Annotated in this window: 17 protein-coding genes; 14 read left to right on the top strand and 3 right to left on the bottom strand. The window is 67.3% G+C overall.

Annotation, left to right across the window (positions count from 1 at the left end; all coding sequences use genetic code 11):
- Nucleotides 1–151 precede the first annotated feature (151 nt).
- On the bottom strand, nucleotides 152–2,104 hold the full coding sequence (gene acs / locus ACIBCN_RS12625; protein WP_396991628.1) for an acetate--CoA ligase: 1,953 nt from the start codon (nucleotides 2,102–2,104) through the stop codon (nucleotides 152–154).
- A 413-nt stretch (nucleotides 2,105–2,517) separates the two neighbouring features.
- On the opposite strand from acs, the gene ACIBCN_RS12620 reads away from it, so the two are divergent.
- The 5 genes from ACIBCN_RS12620 to ACIBCN_RS12600 all read left to right on the top strand — a co-directional run bounded on the left by ACIBCN_RS12620 (nucleotide 2,518) and on the right by ACIBCN_RS12600 (nucleotide 8,690).
- Nucleotides 2,518–4,107 (top strand): ABC transporter substrate-binding protein, encoded by a 1,590-nt coding sequence (locus ACIBCN_RS12620; protein ID WP_396991892.1) that lies wholly within the window; start codon nucleotides 2,518–2,520, stop codon nucleotides 4,105–4,107.
- Between the two features lie 58 nt (nucleotides 4,108–4,165).
- Entirely contained in the window at nucleotides 4,166–5,092 is a 927-nt protein-coding gene (locus tag ACIBCN_RS12615; protein ID WP_396991627.1) for an ABC transporter permease, read from the top strand.
- A complete protein-coding gene (locus ACIBCN_RS12610) occupies nucleotides 5,085–6,062 on the top strand; it encodes an ABC transporter permease (RefSeq protein WP_396991626.1) in 978 nt (325 codons plus the stop codon). The genes ACIBCN_RS12615 and ACIBCN_RS12610 overlap by 8 nt, the downstream gene beginning before the upstream one ends.
- Nucleotides 6,059–7,765 (top strand): dipeptide ABC transporter ATP-binding protein, encoded by a 1,707-nt coding sequence (locus ACIBCN_RS12605; protein ID WP_396991625.1) that lies wholly within the window; start codon nucleotides 6,059–6,061, stop codon nucleotides 7,763–7,765. Before ACIBCN_RS12610 ends, ACIBCN_RS12605 begins: the two co-directional genes overlap by 4 nt.
- Before the next feature lie 178 nt (nucleotides 7,766–7,943).
- Nucleotides 7,944–8,690: an oxidoreductase gene (locus tag ACIBCN_RS12600; protein ID WP_396991624.1), complete on the top strand. Its 747-nt coding sequence runs from the start codon at nucleotides 7,944–7,946 to the stop codon at nucleotides 8,688–8,690.
- 502 nt (nucleotides 8,691–9,192) lie between these two features.
- On the opposite strand, the gene ACIBCN_RS12595 is transcribed toward ACIBCN_RS12600, so the two are convergent.
- Nucleotides 9,193–9,999 carry an HAD-IB family hydrolase gene (locus ACIBCN_RS12595; RefSeq protein WP_396991623.1) on the bottom strand — a complete coding sequence of 269 codons (807 nt, stop codon included), beginning with the start codon at nucleotides 9,997–9,999 and terminating at the stop codon, nucleotides 9,193–9,195.
- 470 nt (nucleotides 10,000–10,469) lie between these two features.
- On the opposite strand from ACIBCN_RS12595, the gene ssd reads away from it, so the two are divergent.
- The 7 genes from ssd (at nucleotide 10,470) to ACIBCN_RS12560 (ending at nucleotide 15,846) form a co-directional block, all read left to right on the top strand.
- A complete protein-coding gene (ssd, locus tag ACIBCN_RS12590) occupies nucleotides 10,470–11,582 on the top strand; it encodes a septum site-determining protein Ssd (RefSeq protein ID WP_396991622.1) in 1,113 nt (370 codons plus the stop codon).
- Entirely contained in the window at nucleotides 11,579–12,763 is a 1,185-nt protein-coding gene (locus ACIBCN_RS12585) for a TadA family conjugal transfer-associated ATPase (RefSeq protein ID WP_396991621.1), read from the top strand. The genes ssd and ACIBCN_RS12585 overlap by 4 nt, the downstream gene beginning before the upstream one ends.
- A gap of 28 nt (nucleotides 12,764–12,791) precedes the next feature.
- Nucleotides 12,792–13,583 (top strand): type II secretion system F family protein, encoded by a 792-nt coding sequence (locus ACIBCN_RS12580; RefSeq protein ID WP_396991620.1) that lies wholly within the window; start codon nucleotides 12,792–12,794, stop codon nucleotides 13,581–13,583.
- A 357-nt stretch (nucleotides 13,584–13,940) separates the two neighbouring features.
- Nucleotides 13,941–14,564, top strand: coding sequence for a type II secretion system F family protein (locus ACIBCN_RS12575; protein WP_396991619.1), 624 nt, complete (start codon nucleotides 13,941–13,943; stop codon nucleotides 14,562–14,564).
- A gap of 279 nt (nucleotides 14,565–14,843) precedes the next feature.
- Nucleotides 14,844–15,008 carry a DUF4244 domain-containing protein gene (locus ACIBCN_RS12570; RefSeq protein WP_396965843.1) on the top strand — a complete coding sequence of 55 codons (165 nt, stop codon included), beginning with the start codon at nucleotides 14,844–14,846 and terminating at the stop codon, nucleotides 15,006–15,008.
- A 62-nt stretch (nucleotides 15,009–15,070) separates the two neighbouring features.
- Nucleotides 15,071–15,385: a TadE family type IV pilus minor pilin gene (locus ACIBCN_RS12565; protein WP_396991618.1), complete on the top strand. Its 315-nt coding sequence runs from the start codon at nucleotides 15,071–15,073 to the stop codon at nucleotides 15,383–15,385.
- Nucleotides 15,382–15,846: an Rv3654c family TadE-like protein gene (locus ACIBCN_RS12560; protein ID WP_396991617.1), complete on the top strand. Its 465-nt coding sequence runs from the start codon at nucleotides 15,382–15,384 to the stop codon at nucleotides 15,844–15,846. The genes ACIBCN_RS12565 and ACIBCN_RS12560 overlap by 4 nt, the downstream gene beginning before the upstream one ends.
- 313 nt (nucleotides 15,847–16,159) lie before the next feature.
- On the opposite strand, the gene ACIBCN_RS12555 is transcribed toward ACIBCN_RS12560, so the two are convergent.
- On the bottom strand, nucleotides 16,160–18,532 hold the full coding sequence (locus tag ACIBCN_RS12555) for a DEAD/DEAH box helicase (protein WP_396991616.1): 2,373 nt from the start codon (nucleotides 18,530–18,532) through the stop codon (nucleotides 16,160–16,162).
- 436 nt (nucleotides 18,533–18,968) lie between these two features.
- Between ACIBCN_RS12555 and ACIBCN_RS12550 the strand changes: the two genes are divergently transcribed.
- A complete protein-coding gene (locus tag ACIBCN_RS12550; protein WP_011206895.1) occupies nucleotides 18,969–19,175 on the top strand; it encodes a cold-shock protein in 207 nt (68 codons plus the stop codon).
- 321 nt (nucleotides 19,176–19,496) lie between these two features.
- Nucleotides 19,497–22,403, top strand: coding sequence for a type I DNA topoisomerase (gene topA / locus ACIBCN_RS12545; RefSeq protein ID WP_396991615.1), 2,907 nt, complete (start codon nucleotides 19,497–19,499; stop codon nucleotides 22,401–22,403).
- The last annotated feature ends 35 nt before the right edge of the window (nucleotides 22,404–22,438 follow it).

Here is a 22,438-nt window from a genome sequence, read left to right as displayed (position 1 = left end):
AGGTACGCGACCGCATGCCGACCAGACTTCCCGGCACACCTTACGCAATCCTAACGGGTAGGGCCGGTGACGAAGCACGCCACCGGCCCTAACATGAAGCACTTGCGAGCCGCGAATGCGCGAGGCCGCATGTCCGCCCGTCGGTTCTCGGCTACGCCTTGGACGCCCGAATCGCCTCGAAGACGTTGGGGTCGACCAGCGTCGAGGTGTCGCCGAGTTCCCTGCCCTCGGCGACGTCGCGCAGCAACCGGCGCATGATCTTGCCGCTGCGCGTCTTGGGCAGCTCGGGCACCACGTGGATCTCCCTCGGCCGCGCGATCGGGCTGATCGCGCGCGATACCTCCGCCTTCAACTCGGCGACCAGCGCCGCGCCGGTGTCCTCGGCCTCGGCGGTCAGGATGACGAACGCGACGATGCCCTGACCGGTGGTCTCGTCACTGGCCCCGACCACCGCGGCCTCCGCGACACCGGAATGCCCGACCAGCGCCGACTCCACCTCAGCGGTGGAGATGCGGTGGCCCGACACGTTCATCACGTCATCGACCCGGCCGAGCACCCAGAGGTCGCCGTCGGCGTCGAGCTTCGCGCCGTCACCGGCGAAATACCAGCCCTGCTCGGCGTAGCGCTCCCAGTAGGTGGCCCGGTACCGCTCCATATCGCCCCAGATGCCGCGCAGCATCGACGGCCACGGCTGGTCGAGCACGAGGTAGCCGTTGGCCTCGGTCTCGCCGCGCTGCACCGGCTTGCCCTCCTCGTCGACGACCAGCGCCGAGATACCCGGCAGCGCGGCCGTCGCGGCGCCGGGCTTGGTGGTGGTGACGCCGGGCAGCGGCGAGATCATGATCGCGCCGGTCTCGGTCTGCCACCAGGTGTCCACGATCGGTGTGCGGTTGCCGCCGATGACTTCTCGGTACCAGCGCCAGGCCTCCGGATTGATCGGCTCGCCGACGCTGCCGAGCAGCCGCAGGCTGGACAGGTCGTGCGCGGCCGGGATCTCGCGGCCCCACTTCATGAACGTGCGCACCAGCGTCGGCGCTATGTAATAGATGCTGACGCCGTACTTTTCGATGATCTGGAAGTGCCGGTGCTCGTCCGGGGAGTTGGGTGTGCCCTCGTAGACCACCTGGGTGGTGCGGTTGGCGAGCGGTCCGTAGACGATGTAGCTGTGTCCGGTGACCCAGCCGATGTCGGCGGTGCACCAGTAAACGTCTTGTCCGGCTTTGTGATCGAAGACGTTGTGGTGGGTGTAGGCGGTCTGGGTCAGGTAGCCGCCGGAGGTGTGCAGGATGCCCTTGGGCTTTCCGGTGGTGCCGGAGGTGTAGAGGATGAACAGCGGATGCTCGGCATCGAACGCCTGCGCCTCGTGCTCCGGGGACGCCTGCGCGACCGTCTCGTGCCACCACAGATCGCGGCCGTCGGTCCACGGCACCTCGGTCTCGGTGCGGCGCACCACGAGTACGTGCTCGACAGAGTGCGGCACATCGCCGTTCGCGAACAGCGCCTCGTCCACCGCCTCCTTGAGCGGGGCGGCCTTGCCGCGCCGCCACTGCCCGTCGGTGGTGATGATCAGCCGGGCACTCGCGTCGTCGACCCGCTGGCGCAGGGCGGTCGGGGAGAAGCCCGCGAACACCACCGAGTGGGTGAGCCCGAGCCGCGCGCAGGCCAGCATCGACACGATGGCCTCTGGCACCATCGGCATGTAGATGGCGACGCGGTCGCCCGCTTCGAGGCCGAGCTCGGTGAAGTAGTTTGCGGCGCGGCTGACTTCGGCGAGCAGCTCGCGGTAGGTGATCGCCCGCGAATCGCCCGGCTCGCCCTCCCAGTGGATGGCCACCTGGTCGCCGTGCCCGTCGAGCACGTGCCGGTCGACGCAGTTGTAGGCGACATTGAGCTTGCCGTCGGCGAACCACTTCGCCACCGGCGCGTCGCTCCAGTCCAGCACCTGCGACCACGGCTGATGCCAGTGCAACCGACTCGCCTGCTCGGCCCAGAACGCGTCGCGATCGGCCGACGCCTGCTCGTAGAGCGCGGCATCCGCGTTCGCCGCGGCCGCGAACTCCGCGCTCGGCGGGTACGAGTCCCTGTGGTCGGCGGTTTCGGTCATCTCGTTTCTTCTTTCCACGTAGCCTGAGCGCACGATTCAAACGCAGCACGTTCGACAGTAATCAACTGTGACCTACGCCGCGTCCGGTCTGTCCACCGGGTTTCGGTCTCGACACGCCGTCGCGTAATCCGCAACGGAGGGGTCGGCCCCGGAGACACCGGACGGTCTCTACAGAGGCAATGTTCCGGCCGTTAGGTCATATTCGCGCGATGTTTTTCGTGTTTCAGCCATGTTGCCGGATTGGTAACAAGTGGAACGAACCTTTGTCAATCCGATGACAAGGCACGCACTTGTGGATAATCTGCGAGGCACCCAAGGCGGTTTGTGCCGGCATGCGCCTGGTGACCTCATGCGCGTGCCAAGGATTCCGCCCTTCTCGAAATCGGGAGAACGCGTTGAGATTCAACAGAGCAATGGCGCTGACTGCGGCAGCACTGCTGGCTACGAGCCTCGGACTGTCGGCATGCTCGTCGGACGACAGTGCCGACGCGAGCATCGTCACCACGAACGCTGGTGAGCCGCAGAACCCGTTGGTGCCCACCAACACCAACGAGAACATGGGCGGCCGCGTCGTCGACCGCTTGTTCGCCGGCCTGAAGTACTACGACGCAGACGGCGTCGCGCACGACGAACTGGCGCAGAAGATCGAGACGACGGACCGGAAGAACTACACGATCACCATCAAGCCGGACTGGAAGTTCTCCGACGGCAGCGCGGTGACCGCGAAGTCGTTCGTCGACGCGTGGAACTACGGCGCCCTCGGCACCAACGCTCAGCTGCAGAGTTACGCGTTCACCCCGATCGTCGGGTTCGACGAGGTGTCGGCGGAGAAGCCGACGGCACAGACGATGTCGGGCCTGAAGGTGGTCGACGACAAGACCTTCACCGTCGCGCTCAAGTCGCCGTCCATCGACTTCGAGACCGAACTCGGCTACGCGCCGTTCTATCCGCTGCCCGAGGCGGCGTTCAAGGATATGAAGGCGTTCGGCGAGAACCCGATCGGCAACGGCCCGTACAAGTTCGCGAAGAACGGCGCCTGGCAGCACAACGTGCAGATCGACCTGGTGGCGAACCCGGATTACCACGGTGGCCGCGTGCCCAAGAACAAGGGCCTGCGCTTCGTGATGTACCAGACGTTCGACACCGCATACGCCGATCTGATCGCGGGCAACCTGGACACCCTCGACACCATCCCGGACAGCGCGATCACCTCGTACAAGAACGATCTCGGCGATCGGGCGATCACCAAGCCGACCGCGCAGAACCAGCACGTCGGTATCCAGACCAACGTCCCGCACTTCGCGGGCGAAGAGGGCGTGCTGCGTCGCAAGGCACTCTCGATGGCGATCAACCGAGACCAGATCTGCGAGAACATCTTCCACGGCACCAGGCTGCCCGCGCGTGACTTCACCTCCGCCTCGCTGCCCGGCTTCAAGGGCGACCTGCCCGGCTCGGAGTTCCTGAAGTACAACCCCGATGAGGCCAAGAAGCTGTGGGCCCAGGCCAACACCATGTCCCCGTGGTCGGGACGCTTCGAGATCGCCTACAACTCCGACGGCGGCCACCAGGCCTGGATCGAAGCCGTTGCCAACAGCATCAAGAACACGCTCGGCATCGACTCCATCGGCACCCCGTACCCGACCTTCAAGAACATCCGCGACGAGGTGAACGCCAAGACCATCGGCAAGGCGTTCCGCTACGGCTGGCAGGGCGACTACCCGACCATGCTGCAGTTCCTCACCTCGCAGTACTACAGCTACTCGGCCACGAACAACGTCGACTGGAAGGTCCCGGAGTTCGACAAGCTGCTCGACGCCGCGCTCGCCGCGCCGACCTTGGAGGAGTCCTACAAGATCGTCGCGCAGGCGCAGACCATGATGCTGCAGCAGATGGCCGACATCCCGGTGCTCGACTACATCGCGTCCGCCGGTCGATCGGACAAGGTGAAGGCCGCGCCGCTGGCGTGGAACGGCCTGTTCGCCTTCGAAAACATCGAGAAGTAGCCGCTGGTGAGCCGCGCCGCCCCGCGCGGCGCGGCTCATCACTCACCCAGGAGGCGAAATGGCCTGGTATATCGTGCGGCGTCTGCTTCAAATGATCCCCGTGTTCCTCGGGGCGACGTTGCTCATCTATGCCCTGGTATTCCTCGTCCCCGGCGATCCGATTCACGCGCTCGCCGGCGACAAACCGATGACCCCCGCGGTGGAGGCCCAACTCCGCGCGCGGTACCACCTCGACCGGCCCTTCTTCATGCAGTACCTGCTGTACCTGAAGGGCATCGTCACCTTCGACTTCGGCACCTCCTTCTCCGGCAGGCCGGTGCGCGCGGAGTTGGCTCGCGCCTTCCCCATCACGATCAAGCTCGCCGCCATGGCGGTGTGCGTCGAGGCCGTGTTCGGCGTGGCGTTCGGCCTGATCGCCGGCCTGCGCAAGGGCAAGCTGTTCGACTCGACCATGCTGGTCGTCAGCCTGATCGTGATCGCTGTGCCGATCTTCGTGGTCGGCTTCCTCGCGCAGTTCCTGCTCGGGGTGAAGTGGGGGATCGCGCCGGTGACCGTCACCGGCAAGGCGAGTTTCACCGAGTTGCTTGTCCCGGCGTTCGTGCTCGGGTCGCTGTCGTTCGCCTACGTGCTGCGGCTGACCCGGAACTCGGTGGCGGAGAACATGTCCGCCGACTTCGTGCGCACCGCGACCGCGAAGGGGCTGAGCAGGCAACGCGTGGTAACCGTGCACATTCTGCGCAACTCTATGATCCCGGTGATCACCTTCCTCGGCGCCGAGCTCGGCTCGTTGATGGGTGGCGCCATCGTCACCGAGGGCATCTTCAATATCCCCGGTGTCGGTGGCACGCTCTATCAGGCGATCACCCGAGGCGAACCGCCGACGGTCGTCTCGTTCGTCACGGTTCTGATCATCGTCTTCTTGGTCTCGAACCTGATCGTCGACCTCCTCTACGCCGTACTCGATCCGAGGATCCGCTATGCCTGACCTCGACAAAGGACAAGGAATCGACCTCGCGGAGAGCGCGGCTCGTGGTAGGCAGACCTACTTCGTCGCGCCGCCGGACGAGGTCGAAGTACTCGCGACCGACATGGTCGTCGACCAGGGCTCGCCGAGCAGCATCTGGTACGACGCGTGGCGGCAGCTGCGGCGTAATCCGATCTTCATCGTCGCGGCACTGATGATCCTGTTCGTGCTCGTCGTGGTGATCTGGCCCAGCCTGTTTACCAGCCAGGATCCTCGGTACTGCAACGGCGACTTCAGCATGAGCCCGCGCGGCGGGGGCCATCCGTTCGGTTTCGACAAGCAGGGCTGCGACATCTACGCCCGAACCGTGTACGGCGCAAGGGCTTCGGTGATGGCCGGGGTCGGCTCCACCATCGCCTTCGTGTTGATCGGCGGCGTGCTCGGCGCGCTGGCCGGCTTCTACGGCGGGTTCCTCGATTCGGTGGTCTCCCGTGTCGCCGAGATCTTCTACGCGATCCCGCTGATGCTGGCCGCGATCGTGATCATGCAGCTGCTCGATTCGCGGACCATCTGGACCGTGATCCTCATCCTCGCCGGGTTCACCTGGCCGCAGGCGGCCCGGATCGCGCGCAGCGCGGTGATCCAGGCGAAGAACAGTGATTACGTCACGGCGGCAAAGGCATTGGGCGTCTCCCGAATACGCACGCTGATTCGGCACGTGCTGCCGAACGCGGCGGGCCCGCTGATCGTGGTCACCACGATCTGGCTCGGCGTCTTCATCGTCACCGAGGCGACGTTGTCCTACCTCGGCGTCGGGCTGCCGCGCACCATCGTGTCGTGGGGCGCCGATATCGCCTCCGGGCAGAAGGAGATTCGCTCCTCCGCGATCCTGTTCTATCCCTCGGCGGCTCTGGCGCTCACCGTGCTGAGCTTCATCATGCTGGGCGACGCCGTGCGCGATGCCCTCGACCCGAAGGCGAGGAAGCGATGAGTGAATTCCGCAGCGCACAGTCGCCACTGCTCGAAATCAAGGACCTGAACGTCTGTTTCAGCTCGGACGGCAAGAAGATCCCCGCGGTCCGCGATGTGAACCTTTCGGTGTATCCGGGCCAGACCGTCGCGATCGTCGGCGAATCCGGCTCCGGCAAGTCGACGACGGCGCACGCGATCATCGATCTGCTGCCCGGCACCGGACAGGTGACCTCGGGTTCCATCATGTTCGACGGCAAAGACCTCGCCAAGGCGTCCAAGAAGGATGTCGTCGCGGTCCGCGGCAACGGGATCGGGCTGGTCCCGCAGGATCCGATGTCCAACCTGAATCCGGTGTGGAAGATCGGCTTCCAGATCCGGGAGACGTTGGAGGCCAACGGGATCGCCAAGGGCAAGGCCGCCAAGCAGCGCGCCATCGAGCTGTTGCACGAGGCGGGCATGTCCGACGGCGAGCGGCGGGTGAACCAGTATCCGCACGAGTTCTCCGGCGGTATGCGGCAGCGCGCGCTCATCGCCATCGGTCTGGCCTGCCGCCCCAAGCTGTTGATCGCGGACGAGCCGACCTCGGCACTCGATGTCACCGTGCAGCGGCAGATCCTCGATCACCTCGACGGCCTCACCAACGAGCTCGGCACCGCGGTCCTGTTGATCACGCACGATCTCGGCCTCGCCGCCGAACGCGCGGAGCATCTGGTCGTGATGTATCGCGGGCGTGTGGTGGAATCCGGTCCGGCCCTGCAGATTCTGCGCGAACCGCAACATCTGTACACCAAGCGGCTGGTGAACTCGGCGCCCTCGCTCGCCTCGCAGCGGCTGTCTTCGGTGAAGCAGCGCATCGAGATTCGCGAGCAGGCGGTGCAGGTGGCCGAGCAGATCGCGGCCACCGATACTGAGTTGTCCGGAGCTCCCGATGACGTGGTGGTCGTCGACAACCTCACCAAGGCCTTCAAGATCCGCGGCAGCGCGCCCTGGAAATCGTCGGACTTCTTGGCGGTGCAGGATGTTTCGTTCCGGCTGCGGCGCGGCACCACCACCGCGATCGTCGGTGAATCCGGTTCGGGCAAATCGACTGTCGCGCAGATGATCCTCGGCCTGCTCGAGCCGACGTCGGGCAAGGTGGTGTTCGACGGCCAGGAAGTGGCGAAGCTGGATCGCAAGAGCGCCTTCGCGTTCCGGCGCCGGGTGCAGCCGATCTTCCAGGACCCGTACGGCTCGCTGGACCCGATGTACTCGATCTACCGCACCATCGAGGAGCCGTTGCGCACGCATAACATCGGCTCGCCGAAGGAGCGCGAGGCCACCGTGCGTGAGCTGCTCGACAAGGTGTCGCTGCCGTCCACCGTGATGCGCCGGTACCCGAACGAGTTGTCCGGTGGTCAGCGGCAGCGCGTCGCCGTCGCCCGTGCCCTCGCGCTCTCGCCCGAGGTCGTGGTCTGTGACGAGGCGGTGTCCGCGCTCGACGTGCTGGTCCAGGCGCAGATCCTGCGGCTGCTGAACGACCTGCAGGCCGAACTGGGCCTGTCGTATGTGTTCATCACCCACGACCTGGCCGTTGTCCGGCAGATCGCCGACAACGTGCTGGTCATGCAGACCGGCAAGGTGGTCGAGGCGGCGTCCACCGAAGAGGTCTTCGACAATCCGCGCGAGGAGTACACCCGGCGGCTGTTGGATGCCATCCCTGGCCGAGATCTGTTGGTGAGCTGAGGGATCCGCTAGCCGAGATCGTCAAGCGGAGGCGGCCGTCCCGACCCGATGGGCCGAGGCGGCCGCTTTTGCGTCCCTCAGCTGCTCGCTGACGGACGCGCGGACTGGACCTGGGATAAGGGGGCTCCGGAACGGGCTGGGTCCGGCGTTCGCGCGGGCGCAAGTAGCCTCGTAAGCCGTGACCGATCCGCTACAGCCTCTCGTCGATCTGCCCGGTGTCCGCGCGGCCGCCGACCGTGCCCGTGACGCGCTCGCCGAGGTGCATCGGCACAAGGCGAACCGGCGTGGCTGGCCGACCACCGCCGCCGAGGCCGCGGTGCGTGCGGCCCGATCCTCCGCCGCCATCGACGGCGGCAGCACCGAGCTGCCCGCCGATGGCCAGGTCGGCGACCCGATACTGGCCGGATCGTTGCGGGTCGGCCAGGCATTGGACAGTGACGCGCTGCGAAATCTGGTCGGCACCTGGCAGCGGGCGCCGTTGCAGGCGCTGGCCCGGCTGCATCTGCTCGCCGCGGCCGATCTGGTGACCGACGAGGAATCGCTCGGCAGACCGCGCGCGGACGCCGGGGTGGCGGAGCGGCTCGATCTGTTGGTGCAGGCGGTGCTCGGGTCGAGTGCGCCCGCGCCGGTGATCGCGGCGGTGGTGCACGGGGAGCTGCTCGCGTTGCGGCCGTTCGGGACCGCCGACGGTGTGGTGGCGCGGGCGGCTTCGCGGTTGGTCGCGGTGTCGAGTGGGCTGGACCCGCACAGCCTGGGGGTGCCCGAGGTTTTCTGGCTGCGGCGCAGGCAGGCGTATCTCGATGCGGCTCTGGCGTTCGGGAGTGGTGCGGCAGACGCGGTGGGGAGCTGGGTGCTGCTGTGCTGCGGTGCGCTGGAGGACGGTGCGCGCGAGGCCACGTCGATCGCCGATTCGGCGTCGGGGTAGGGCACACATCAAAACGGGCGGCGTTGTCGTTGCCGACCTCGCCGCCCGCGTAGCACGGACTACCCGGTTACCAAGCGTGCTGGGTGGGTTGTGTTCTTACGGCCTCGGCGATAGTCCGAACTCCGGCGGTTCATCCCCGCAACCTGTGCGAGGCTCTCGCCGACGAAGACCCGGATTTCGCAGGCCCACAACGCTTCTGCCCTTGTCGCGGCGCGCTCCGCGTGGGTGCCTGGTGCCCGTGCTGGGAAGGGTGGTTGGGAGACTGAACCTTCTCTTCCGGTCCTGCCTTGGCCTTCCGACCTTCCGTAGTTACCTTTCTACCCTGTGACAGCCCTCACATCAATAGCTGGTAAAACATTGAATATTCGGCGTGTCGATCGGCGTTTCGTGGTTCAATGCCTGGTCGCGAGTTCCTGTACATTTCGCCAGCAATCTCCCTCGGCAAGCATCCCGCTTCCCCTCGAGCAGCACGGCTCGCCGCGTGGTGAGCGATGGTTAAGGCTCAGCTGCGCCGGCGCAGCAATCGATAGCTGATCGCGCCGGCCAGCACCGCGCTCAAGCCGACCACCGCGGTCGCGGCAAGGGTGGTGGACGACGGCGCCTGGAAGCGCGCCCACAGCGACACCGGATTCGAAAAGGCCAGGATGGGCCAACCTTTGGCGACTGCCTCGCGGCGCAGGTTGCGATCCGGATTGACCGCCGTCGGATGGCCGACCGCGCTCAGCAGCGGCAGATCGGTGACCGAATCGGAGTACGCGTAACAACGCGCGAGGTCGTAACCCTCACTGGCGGCGAGCTTTTCGATCGCGGCGACCTTGCCCTCGCCGTAGCAGTAGAACTCGACCTCGCCGGTGTACTTGCCGTCCGCGACGACCATCCTGGTCGCGGCGGTGTGCGAGGCGCCGAGCACCTCCGCGATCGGGCCAACAATCTCCTCGCCCGAGGCCGACACGATCACCACGTCGTGGCCCCGGATCTTGTGGTCGGCAATGAGATCAGCCGCCTCGGCGTAGATCAGCGGATCCACTAGCTCGTGAAGTGTCTCGGCCACAATGTTTTTCACCTGCTCGACGTCCCACCCGGCGCACATGTTCGTCAGATGGGCGCGCATCCGCTCCATTTGGTCGTGGTCGGCGCCGGACAGCATGAACATGAAGTGCGCGTAGCTGCTTTCGAGCACGTCGCGGCGGTTCAACAGGCCCTGCGCGTAGAAGGGCTTGCTGAAGACGAACGTGCTCGATTTCGCGATCACGGTCTTGTCCAGATCGAAGAAGGCGGCGACGCGTCCGTCCGCGGTGGGTGAGTCCACTCGACCAGCATAGGCGTACGGCAGGGTCCGCTCGGCCGCGCGCGGGGCGCGCTCCGCGCGGTGCGGAACTGGGTATCGACTGGGGACCGCCGCGGTGTCGTCCCCCGGCGGTTTCCGAGCCGAGTCCGCGGCCGCGAGCGGGGAGTTTGCCCCACGGCCATGGAGCGAGTATTCGCCGTAAAGTTCTGCCGCGACAGACTTGCGTTGTGGGCGGGGCTTGGGTGTAGTATTGCTGGCACCTGGACATGGTCCAGGCGCGTTCAGCCCGACCCCCCGGGGCTGAACCCGACGGCCCCAGCCTCCTCCCCCCCCGGCTGGGGCCGTCCTCTATTCAAAGGACGGTTCGCGTCCTGCCCGGCAGCCCTCAGATCTCGCGCCGCAGCACGCAAAAGTTCTCCACACCCCCGAGTTATCCACAATCGGCGCATCGCCTCTTCTGCCATCGCACGAATTCCGCCACGCTCAGCCGCATGAATCTTGAAGTGGCGCCGGACAACAGCAGCCCGCCACCGGCACTCGTGCTGCTGCACGACCCCCGGCTGCGCGACGAGGTACGCCGCGTCGCCGCCGCGGCCGAACGCGCCCTGGACGAGCGTTCGCTACCCGTCGGCAGGCACGCGTGGACCGGAGCGCCCGTGGTGATCCTGGACACAGCCACCGCGCGGCAGGCCGCCGAAGCCGGGTATCTGCGCCGGGTCGGCGTTGTCCTGGTCACCGACGGCGAACCAGGACTGCCCGACTGGCAAGCCGCGGCGGCCGTCGGAGCCGAGCGTGTCATCGCGCTGCCCGGCGCCGCCGAAGGACTTATCGAGATGTTTGCTGAGTACGGCGAACATCGCACGGGGGACGGTGTTGTCGTCGCCGTCGCAGGTGCCGCCGGAGGGGCCGGAGCGTCGACTCTCGCCGCCGCGCTTGCGCTGCGATCCGCCGCCGAAGGGTTCCGCCGCGACACTGTGCTGGTCGACGGCGCACCGCTCGGCGGTGGTCTCGACCTGCTGCTCGGCATCGAAACCAGCGCTGGGCTGCGCTGGCCGGACCTGGTCGTCGAGGACGGCAGAGTCTCCGCCGCCGCACTGCACTCCGCCCTGCCCACCGCGGCGCCAGGCTTGGCGGTACTTGCCTGTGGCCGCTGCGGTGCGGGCCGGTTGCCACGCGAGATCGGACCCGCCGCCGTTCGCGCCGTGATCGAAGCAGGCCGTGCCGCAGGCGATTTGGTGGTGTGCGACATTTCCGGCGAACGCGGCCCGCACGCCGATCAAATGCTCGACTCCGCCGACCTCGTCGTGCTGGTCGTCCCGGCGCGGTTACGCGCCGTTGCCGCCGCGGAAGCGGTTTCCGCCCACATCGGACGTCGAAACCCCAACCAGGGCTTGATAGTCCGTGGTCCTGCTCCTGGCGGTCTGCGCGGTCCAGAGGTCGCGGAGGTGCTCGACCTCCCATTACTCGCCGCCGTCCGCGCCCAAACAGGTCTGGCGGCTCGCCTGGAACGCGGCGGGCTCACCGTGCACCGGCGCGGGCCGCTACGCGAGGCCGCCGACGCGGTGCTCGGTGTGTTGAGCGCACCCGTGGGGCAGCGGCGATGAGTGCGCTGGTGACGTCGGAGTTGCTGGATCGGGTGCGGGAGCGGCTGTCCGGCGCCGCGGCGGATCCGGACCCGGCGCAGGTGGCCGCCGCTATTCGCGTGGAGGCAGGTGGAGTGCTCGGGGACACGGATCTGCTGCGGGCGCTGCGGTTGCTGCAGACCGAGATGACCGGGGCCGGGGTGCTCGAGCCGCTGCTGCACGACGCACAGGTCGCCGATGTGCTGGTCACCGGCCCGGACGCGGTGTGGATAGATCGTGGCCACGGCTTGGAGAAGACCTCCATCACGTTTCCGGACGAGGCCGCGGTGCGCAGGCTCGCGCAGCGGCTTGCCCTCTCGGCCGGTCGGCGGCTCGACGATGCCCAGCCGTGGGTGGACGGCAGGCTGTCCGGAACCGGAGCGGCGCTGGGTGATTCGTTCGGTGTGCGGTTACATGCGGTGCTCGCGCCGGTCGCCCACGGTGGCACCTGCCTTTCGCTGCGCGTGCTGCGGCCCGCCACCCAAGGCTTGGACGCGTTGGCGGCGGCGGGTGCGGTACCTGCCGACGCAAAGCGACTGCTGGAGCAGATCATTCGGGCGCGACTGGCGTTCCTGGTGGTCGGCGGCACCGGCGCGGGCAAGACGACGCTGCTCTCCGGACTGCTCGCCAAGGTGGAGCCCAGCGAGCGAATCATTTGCGTGGAGGACGCGGCCGAACTCGCACCACCGCACCCGCACGTGGTGCGACTCGTCGCACGCACCGCGAACGTCGAGGGCGTCGGCGCGGTGACCGTCCGCGACCTGGTGCGACAGGCACTGCGGATGCGACCGGACCGCATCGTCGTCGGCGAGGTCCGAGGCGCCGAGGTTGTCGACCTCCTGACCGCACTGAACACCGGCCACGACGGCGGCGCAGGCACGGTGCACGCGAACTCCCCACAGGAAGTACTGGCCCGCCTGGAAGCCCTTGCGGCCCTTGGCGGCATGGATCGCACCGCCCTGCACAGTCAACTCGCCGCCGCGGTCCAGATCATCCTGCACGTGCACCGCCGCACCGACGGCTCCCGCGGCCTCCGCGAAATCGGCCTCGTCCACCGCAACGAAGACGGCCGCGTCCATATCGCTCCCGCGTGGCACGAATCCGCCCCGGCCACCGCGGCCGAAAACTTGGCCCGACTCCTCGACGAAAGGCTCGAACGATGATCGCCGGCCGGATCGGCTGGGCCTGCCGATGAGTGTCGCGTTGATGTGTCTCGCGCTCGCACTGCTCGCGGCGCCCACGTCCGGTGTGCGTCGTCGATTCGACGGTCTGTTCGCGAAGCCGATCGAGGCTGGAAAAGTTCGGCGTGACAAGGTACTTCGCTTCGTTGCCTGCGGCGGGGTCGTGGCCGTGCTGGTATTCGGGCTCGGTCCGTTTCTTGCGGCGGCCATGGTGGTGGGGACAGTGGGGTTCCGGATCCGTCGTACGGGTCGGGATCGGCGCAGGAACGTCGAATGCGCCCACCTGCTCGACGCGTTGGAGGCGGTGATCGGCGAATTGCGGGTCGGCGCGCATCCGAGTGCCGCGGCCGAGGTAGCGGCGAGCGAGGCGCGGGGCGAATCCGCCACCGTGTTCGCGGTGAGCGCCGGGCGCAGCAGGCTGGGCGGTTCCGCGGCCGAGGGGCTGCGACATCCGGATTCCATCGTGGCAGGCGAGCTGTCCCGCATCGCCGACGCATGGCAGGTGGCCGAGCAGCACGGACTCGCGCTCGCCGAGCTGCTGTCCGCCGCACGTACAGACCTGGTGGGCCGCATCCGTTTCCACGGCCGCACCACCGCCGCCCTTGCGGGCGCCCGCGCCACCGCCACCGTCCTGGCCGCGCTACCCGTCCTCGGCATCGGCTTAGGCCAACTGATGGGCGCCGCCCCACTGCATGTCCTCTTCGCCTCGTCGGCAGGCACGGTCCTGCTGCCGCTAGGCGCCGCCCTCGCCTGCGCCGGCTTGCTGTGGACCGATGCCATAACGCGAAAGGTGCTGGTATGAAACAACCTGTCCCTCATATGCGCGACCGATCGATTGTTCGACGAGCGAATTCCGATACGGCGCTGTGGGTTTCCTATAACGAGTGGCAGCGTGCTCGAGCTCGGCCGATGCGTTTGGACACAGGGTCTATCGATGGCGCGCCTGTCAGTCACGGTGGCTGGCCTCGTTCGGCGACTCTGGTCTCCGCGCCAACATCGTTCGAGGCCGCCTCGATGCGTGCCCGTGGACGACCGATGCGGCCGCCCGGCGAGGTCGGCACGGTGGATTCGGCGCGCACCAGTGACTTCCATGCCGTGGATCCGAATTTTCCAGCGTTCCAAGCTTATTCGTGCAACGACCCGTGCGAGGAGGCCCAGAGTGGAGCTGGCCGGGGGTTATCCGGTACTGCCGATTTTGTTGCTTGCGGTCGGGCTGATCCTGCTGCCGGGCCGGGTCGCGGTGAGTCGTCGGCTGCGGGGGCTTCGCGAGCCGGAGGTGGCGCAAGTCGTTGTGCCAGTGGCGAAGCAGAAGCTGGATCCGCTCGCATCGGCATCGGTGTTCGACCTGTTGGCTGCCTGTCTGCGGGCTGGACTGCCGATGGCGGGGGCGGCACGCGCGGTGGCGCCTGGTGCGCCGGAACCGTTGGGAGCGGCGCTGCGCCGGGCCGCGGATCTGCTGGCGCTAGGTGCCGATGCCGCGACGGCATGGGAACGCGCGGCGGTAGACGGGGCCGGGCGCGCGGGTGCCGAGGAGGTCGAGTCGCTGGCGCGGATGGCGCGGCGGTCGGCGCGGTCGGGTGCCTCGCTGGCGGTCGCGGTCGGGGAACTGGCCGAACAACGCCGGGCCGCGATAGAGGACGCCGCCGCGTCCCGAGCCGAGCGAGCCGGCGTGTTGATCGGCGGGCCGCTCGGGCTTTGCTTCCTACCGGCATTCGTCTGCCTCGGCATTGTCCCGGTGGTGATCGGACTGGCGGGCCGGGTGCTCGGCGGTGGACTGCTGTGAGCCGGTGTCAGCGAGCCGCGATCGTGCGCGAGCGTCGGCGATGGGGGCTGACAGCTCAGTGCGTCCTCGGGTGTGGCGGAACTGATCGTCCGCGAGGTGAGGCAGTGAGCGAGCGAGTTGCCGGCGCCCTGTGCACGCGGACCAGGCCCATCGGAGCATTCCCGCGCGGATCGGCCGCGCGGGGTGAGGTGAGAGGGGAATCGGGTGCGAATCGAGCGAATGACAAGCCACGTGAGCCACGGCTTGGGGGCTGTATATACGGAACTGCGTGTGCGAATCATGCACGCGGTGGTCGCGGACGACGGGATGAGCACGGCGGAGTACGCGATCGGCACCATCGCCGCCGCGGCGTTCGGGGCCGTGCTTTACGGGGTGGTGACCGGCGACAGCATTGTGAACGCGCTGACGAAGATCATCGATCGGGCACTCAACACCGCCGTGTAGCGACCGCGCTGCGCAAGGGAAGATGTTGTGGCACAACGTCGATCGGTGATGATCGAGGTTCGGTGACGGTGGAGGCGGCGATCGCCCTCGCCACCCTGATCGTCGCTGTCGTGCTGTGTATCGGAGCATTGCTGGCGGCGTCGACGCAGGTGCGCTGTGTCGACGCCGCCCGCGAAGCAGCCCGCCTGTCCGCCCGTGGCGACGAAGCGAACGCGATCTCAGCGGCCCGCCGCGTCGCACCCCCAGCCTCGGACATCTCGGTGCAGACCGAGGGCAGCCACATAATCGCCCGGGTCACCACCCACACCCCGCTCCTACCCCTGCTCACCCTCCACGCCGACGCCATCGCCTCCCGCGAGCCAGGGACGACACCGTGAGCGCGTCAGCGTGCGAGGGGTGTCGTCGCCGCGCGCGCTTGGCTGTTCCTGGGCATCGGTGGCCACGTAGTGGCAGCCGAGACGCAGGGGTGGGGGTGAGTGTGGTGGCGAGACTTCGGGGGGACGGTGGGGCGGCGACGGTGTTCTCGTGTCTTGCGCTGGCTGGGCTTATCGCGGCGACGCTGATGGTCGGGCAGGTGGGTGTGGTGGTTGTCACTCGGCATCGGGCGCAGGCGGCCGCGGATTTGGCGGCGCTCGCGGCGGCGGGGGCATTGGCCGAAGGGGGCGATGCGGGGTGCGCCGAGGCGGGTGTGATCGCGCGGCGGATGGGGGTGCGGATGGAAGGGTGCGAAGTCGTCGAGTGGGACGCAACTGTGATTGTTAACAGGTATGTACCAATGGGTCTGTTAGGAGTACGTATGGTTCGCGCTGTCGCACGAGCTGGACCGGTAGAAAACTGAGAGAAACCTAAGTGCGGTTGGCGCTCCAGGTGTTGTCGCGAGTGGCGGAAATCGGCAATTCCCCTGGCCAAATAATTTCGGACGGCACAATTGTCCGCAGGTACGCGGATAAAGAATCGGATGAATGCGCATGTACGCAGGCGGCGATGTGGCAATAGCACAGTTAACCTGAATGAATTCCTCTTTAATCGGCTGCCGTGCCCGGACCGCGGTCCGCAAGGGTTCTGGCAGCCCGTGGTGGTGATTGCGCAGGTCAGGTCGACATTCGATCACATACGGAGCTCGGCTCCGTCACGAGCCGGGCTCTGCAGCGTCATCCGGCCGACAGTTCGGCCAGCACCGCGGTGAGTAATCGTGCCGCGCAGGCCTTGTCGAGCGGGTGGTTCCCGTTTCCGCACTTGGGTGACTGCACGCAGGACGGACAGCCCGCCGCGCAGGAGCAGGACTCGATGACGGCGAGGGTCGCCGAGAGCCAGCGCCGCAGCTGGGCGAACCCGCGCTCGGCGAAGCCCGCGCCGCCCGGCTGGCCGTCGTAGACGAACACCGTCGGCAGGCCGGTGTCCGGGTGCTCGGCGGTGGAGACCCCGCCGATATCCCACCGATCGCAGGTCGCCACCAGCGGCAACAGTCCGATCGCCGCGTGCTCGGCGGCATGCAGCGCCCCGGGCACGTCCGCCGTGTCGATTCCGGCCAGCACCAACAACTCCGGGCTGACCGTGTACAGCACCGCCCTGGTCGGCAACGTGTGCTCGGGCATGTCGAGTTCGACCAGGTCCAGCACCTCGCCGGTGACCAGGGTGCGCAGATATCCGACCACCTGACTGGTCACCCTGACCTGCGCCAATGCGGTCATCACCCGGCCGTGGCGGCGCTGATCGGTCATCACGTCGATGGCGATCGAGGTGACCGAGCGCGCGCTCGTGGTCCACCCCGGTTCGGCGGCATGCACGAACGCGACACCGTCCTCGAGATCCAGCTCGTCAACGACATAGGTATCGCCCTGATGTAGATGAACAGCCCCCTGATGCAGCGTCGCGGGTGCCCGCCCGGCATCGGCCGTACCGAGCAATCGGCCGGTCTCCCCGTCCACGATGGCCACCGGCGTACCGATCCCGCCACGGACATCGACGGCATCGTGCGGCTGTGTCTCCGCCGTGACGTACCAGCGCCCGCGATCCGCGGTGCCCGAGACCGTACGCCGCCTGATCAGCCCTTTCTCGGCCAGGCCGGTCAGCACCTCGCGAGCGCCGAGCTCGTCCACCTCGACATCGGTGAGCGGCAGTTCCAATGCCGCGCAGAGCAACTGCGGACCGAGTACGTAGGGGTTGCGCGGATCGGTGATGGTGGCCTCGACGGGCTTGTCCAGCAGCGCTTCCGGATGGTGCACAAGGTAGGTGTCCAGCGGATCGTCCCTGGCCACGAGCAGCACCAACGACCCCTGGGTGCGCCGCCCCGCTCGCCCGGCCTGCTGCCAGAACGACGCGACCGTCCCGGGAAACCCGCAGATCACCACGGCATCGAGCCCGGCGATATCGACCCCGAGCTCGAGCGCGTTGGTGGTCGCCGCGCCGAGCAGCGATCCGTCGGACAGGGCTGTCTCCAGGTCGCGCCGATCCTCCGCGAGATATCCGGCCCGATAGGCGGCGACGCGCTCGGCCAGGCTCGGATCGACATCGCTCAACAGCCGCCGCGCGTCCATCGCGGTGAGCTCGGCGGCCCGTCGCGACCGCACGAAGGTCAGCGTCCGCGCGCCCTCGACCACCAGGTCGGCCATGATCCGCGCGGCCTCCGTGGTGGCCGCCCGCCGGACCGGTGCGCCGTTTTCCCCGGTCACCGAGGTGAGCAGGGGCGGCTCCCACAGTGCGACGGTGCGCGGCCCCTGTGGCGACCCGTCCTCGGTGACCGCGACGCACGGCGCCCCGATCAGCCGGGCGGCGGCGGCCGCGGGCTCCGCGGTGGTGGCCGAACACAGCACGAACACCGGATCGGCGCCGTAACGTGCGGCGATCCGGCGCAGCCTGCGCAGCACCAGCGCCACGTGGGAACCGAAAACGCCGCGATAGGCATGGCATTCGTCGACAACGATGTACCGCAGCCTGCGCAGCACCCGCGCCCAGCGTTGATGCGAGCGCAGGATGCCGAGATGCAGCATGTCGGGGTTGGTGAAAACCCAGCGTGCGTTCGCCCGCACCCACTGCCTGATCTCGGCGGGCGTATCGCCGTCATAGGTTGCCGGATGAATATCGCGCAGCGGTCCCTCATGGGTCAGCGCGCCGACGGCACGCAGCTGATCCGCGCCGAGGGCTTTGGTCGGTGCCAGATAAATAGCGGTGGCACGTGGGTCTTCGCGCAACGCGGTCAATACCGGCAGCTGATATCCCATCGACTTGCCGGAGGCGGTGCCGGTGCTGACCACCACGTTGGCGCCGCCGAAGGCGAGGTCGGCGGTGCGGGTCTGATGACTCCACGGCGCGGCGACGCCGGTGTCCTGTAATGCCGAGATCACCTCTGGCGATGTCCAATCGGGCCAGGTGGTGACCTCGGCGGCGCGTGCGGGTAGCTCGACGACATGGGTTAGCCGAGGGTCGTCGGAGGGTGTGCCGGCTAGGACACGATTCAGCAACGATGTCCCATAGCTGAGGCCGTTAGGGAGTGCGGTACGGGCGGTCGAGCTCGTCGGATTCATGCGGCGCGCACCGCGACACGCTGAGAAAGTGTGAAACGTGCGCGGTTAGGAAGCCCTACCTGCCAATTCGATACCAAATAGCGACCTGGGTCACAGCCTGTTTGCCATACGCCCACTCGGTTATCGGGAGGCAAACGAACCTCAAGTCTGGATTCTGGCATTGTGTCCCTCACCTGCGCATTCGCAAGATCAACTTTTTTGCAAATTGTCGGTAACTCGACTGTTGAATTGCTCGGAGACATGGTTCACTGGTTCCTGGTCGCAAGCTTCTGTGTTCGAGGGTCGGATCCAAAGTCCAAACCGTCAGCAGGATCGATGTTGCGAACGGTGTGCTTGGTGCTTTCCTGCAGGGGGAACCAACAGTACAGCGGTCGGAACGGGCCCGGTGGACGAACCCAGTTGTCCGCCGTTCCGGTAAGAAAAGAGAAGGAACAGAATGGCACAGGGAACTGTGAAGTGGTTCAACGCGGAGAAGGGGTTCGGCTTCATCGCGCCCGAGGACGGCTCCGCTGACGTCTTCGTCCACTACTCCGAAATTCAGGGTTCGGGCTTCCGCACCCTCGAAGAGAACCAGAAGGTCGAGTTCGAGGTCGGCCAGGGCACCAAGGGCCCGCAGGCCACCGGAGTTCGCGCGCTCAGCTGAGCGACGCCATCCAACACTCGTCCCTCACCGCCGGTAACCCGGAGGTGGGGGACGAGCTATATCTAGGGCAAAGACACACCCCGCGACTCGGGTCAGGGCGTTGTGAACACGCCGTGGCGCAGCCGAGGCCTGAACACAAGGCATACTGATTCGCAGTGACGCGCGTACGCTCTGTGGTTCAAGTCGCAAGCACTCGACCACACGTAGCGTCAAGGTATAACCGTGTCTGGTGGCGACGCCCAGCCGTCGTCTCCGCTTGCCCCAGCCGCGCACAGCGCCGAAAAGCGTCAGCGCGGGTCGACAGGAAAGGTGTATTCGCCGGTGGCAACACGAGACCGCGGTGCAGCCGACCAGGGCCGTCCCCTGCGTCGTCTCGTGATCGTCGAGTCCCCAACCAAGGCCCGCAAGATAGCGCCCTACCTAGGCCGTAACTACACGGTCGAGGCCTCGGTGGGCCATATCCGGGACCTGCCGCGAGGGGCGGCGGACGTTCCCGTCAAATACAAGGGTGAGTCCTGGGCGCGCCTCGGCGTCGACGTGGACCACGACTTCGAGGCCATCTATGTGGTGAGCCCCGATAAGAAGGCCAAGGTCGCCGAGCTCAAGAGCTTGCTGAAGGACGCCGACGAGCTCTATCTCGCCACCGACCCCGACCGGGAGGGCGAGGCGATCGCCTGGCACCTGCTGGAGACGCTCAAGCCCAAGGTCCCGGTCCGGCGGATGGTGTTCCACGAGATCACCGAGTCGGCCATCCAGGCGGCCGCGGCCGACACGCGGGACCTCGACAACGATCTGGTTGACGCGCAGGAGACCCGCCGCATTCTGGACCGGCTGTACGGCTACGAGGTCAGTCCGGTGCTGTGGAAGAAGGTCATGCCGCGGCTCTCGGCAGGCCGGGTGCAGTCGGTCGCCACCAGGGTGATCGTCCAGCGCGAACGCGAGCGGATGGCGTTCCGCTCGGCCGAATACTGGGACATCGCCGCGAAACTCGACGCAGGCCCCGGCGAAGACGGTGACACCAGCAACCCGAGGACCTTCGGGGCGCGACTGGTGAACGTGGCCGGTGCGCGCGTCGCGACCGGTCGCGACTTCAGCTCGGATGGCCAGCTCAAGACCGCCTCCGGGGTGGTCGTGCTGGACGAGGCCTACGCGCACCGCTTGGCGCAGGCCCTCGACGGCGCCGACCTGGTGGTCTCCTCCGCGGAGGCCAAGCCGTACACGCGCAAGCCGTATCCGCCGTTCATGACCTCGACGCTGCAGCAGGAGGCCGGGCGCAAGCTGCGCTTCAACTCCGAGCGCACGATGCGGGTCGCGCAGCGGCTCTACGAAAACGGCTACATCACCTATATGCGTACCGACTCGACCACGCTGTCCGAGTCGGCGATCGCCGCGGCTCGCTCGCAGGCGACTCAGCTGTACGGCGCCGAGTATGTGCATCCGACACCGCGGCAGTACACCCGCAAGGTGAAGAACGCGCAGGAGGCACACGAGGCGATCCGCCCGTCCGGTGACACCTTCGCCACCCCGGGCCAGTTGCACGCCCGCCTGGACAACGACGAGTTCCGGCTCTACGAGATGATCTGGCAGCGCACGGTCGCCTCGCAAATGGCCGACGCCAGGGGCACCACGCTGACGCTGCGCATCACCGGCACCGCGGCCACCGGCGAGGAATGCGTGTTCTCCGCGTCGGGTCGCACCATCACCTTCGCGGGCTTCCTGAAGGCCTACGTGGAGAGCGTGGACGAGGAGGCAGGCGGTCAATCCGACGACGCCGAATCCCGGCTGCCCGCGCTCGACGAGGGCCAGGGCGTCACCGCGGTCGAGCTGAATCCCGATGGGCACAGCACGAATCCGCCCGCGAGATACACCGAAGCGTCGCTGATCAAGACGCTCGAAGAGCTCGGCATCGGCCGGCCTTCGACGTACGCGTCGATCATCAAGACGATCCTCGACCGCGGCTATGTGTACAAGCGCGGTAGCGCGCTGGTGCCGTCGTGGGTGGCGTTCGCCGTGATCGGTTTGCTGGAAGAGCATTTCGGCAGGCTGGTCGACTTCGACTTCACCGCGGGCATGGAGGACGACCTCGACGCTATCGCCGGTGGCCGCGAGCAGCGCGGAAGTTGGTTGTCCAGCTTCTATTTCGGCGGCCAGACCGGCGCCGAGGGTTCGGTCGCGCGCTCGGGCGGGCTGAAGAAGATGGTCGGTGAGCGACTCGACGACATCGATGCGCGAGAAATCAACTCCATCAAGCTCTTTGCCGACGACGAGGGACGCGACGTCGTCGTCCGGGTCGGCAGGTACGGGCCGTACCTGGAGCGGATGGTCATCAATCCCGATGACCCCGAAGGCAATTCGGTCTCGCAGCGGGCCAACCTGCCCGACGATCTGCCGCCGGACGAGCTGACCATCGAGGTCGCCGAGAAGCTGTTCTCGACGCCGCAGGAGGGCCGCTCGCTCGGCGTCGATCCGGCGTCCGGGCACGAAATCGTCGCCAAGGAAGGACGTTTCGGCCCGTACGTCACCGAGGTGCTGCCCGAGCCCGCCGCCGAGGAAACGCCGGCCCCCGCCAAGAAGACGGCGAAGAAGGCGGCCGCGCCCAAGCCACGCACCGGGTCGCTGTTCAAGTCGATGGAGCTGGCCTCCGTCACGCTCGACGACGCGCTCAAGCTGCTGTCGTTGCCGCGCGTGGTCGGCGCGGACCCGGCCTCTGGCGAGGAGATCACCGCGCAGAACGGTCGCTACGGCCCATATCTGAAGAAGGGCACCGACTCTCGTTCGCTCACCAGCGAGGATCAGATCTTCGACGTCACGCTCGACGAGGCGCTGAAGATCTACGCCGAGCCGAAGCGGCGCGGGCGGCAGGCGTCCGCAGCGGCGCCGTTGCGCGAGTTGGGCAACGACTCGGCCTCCGGCCAGCCGATGGTGATCAAGGACGGACGTTTCGGTCCGTACGTCACCGACGGCGAGACCAATGCCACCCTGCGCAAGGGCGACGAGATCGAGTCGATCACCCCGGAGCGGGCGATGGAACTGCTCGCGGATCGCCGGGCGCGCGGACCGGTGAAGAAGAAGGCCGCGGCCAAGAAGGCACCCGCCAAGAAGACCGCGGCGAAGAAGACCGCGGCCAAGAAGGCGACGGCCGGCAAGTCGACGACCACCAAGACGGTCGCCAAGAAGACCGCTGCGAAGAAGGCGGCGGCGAAGAAGACCGGCGTCGGGAATTCCTGAGTTCGCGGGTCGGGCGCCGGGCCTATGGTCCGAAA

The sequence above is a fragment of the Nocardia sp. NPDC051052 genome (genome assembly GCF_044456045.1).
GTDB lineage: Bacteria > Actinomycetota > Actinomycetes > Mycobacteriales > Mycobacteriaceae > Nocardia.
Note: the sequence above shows the minus strand (reverse complement) of the source record. Positions and strands in the feature narration are given on the sequence as shown.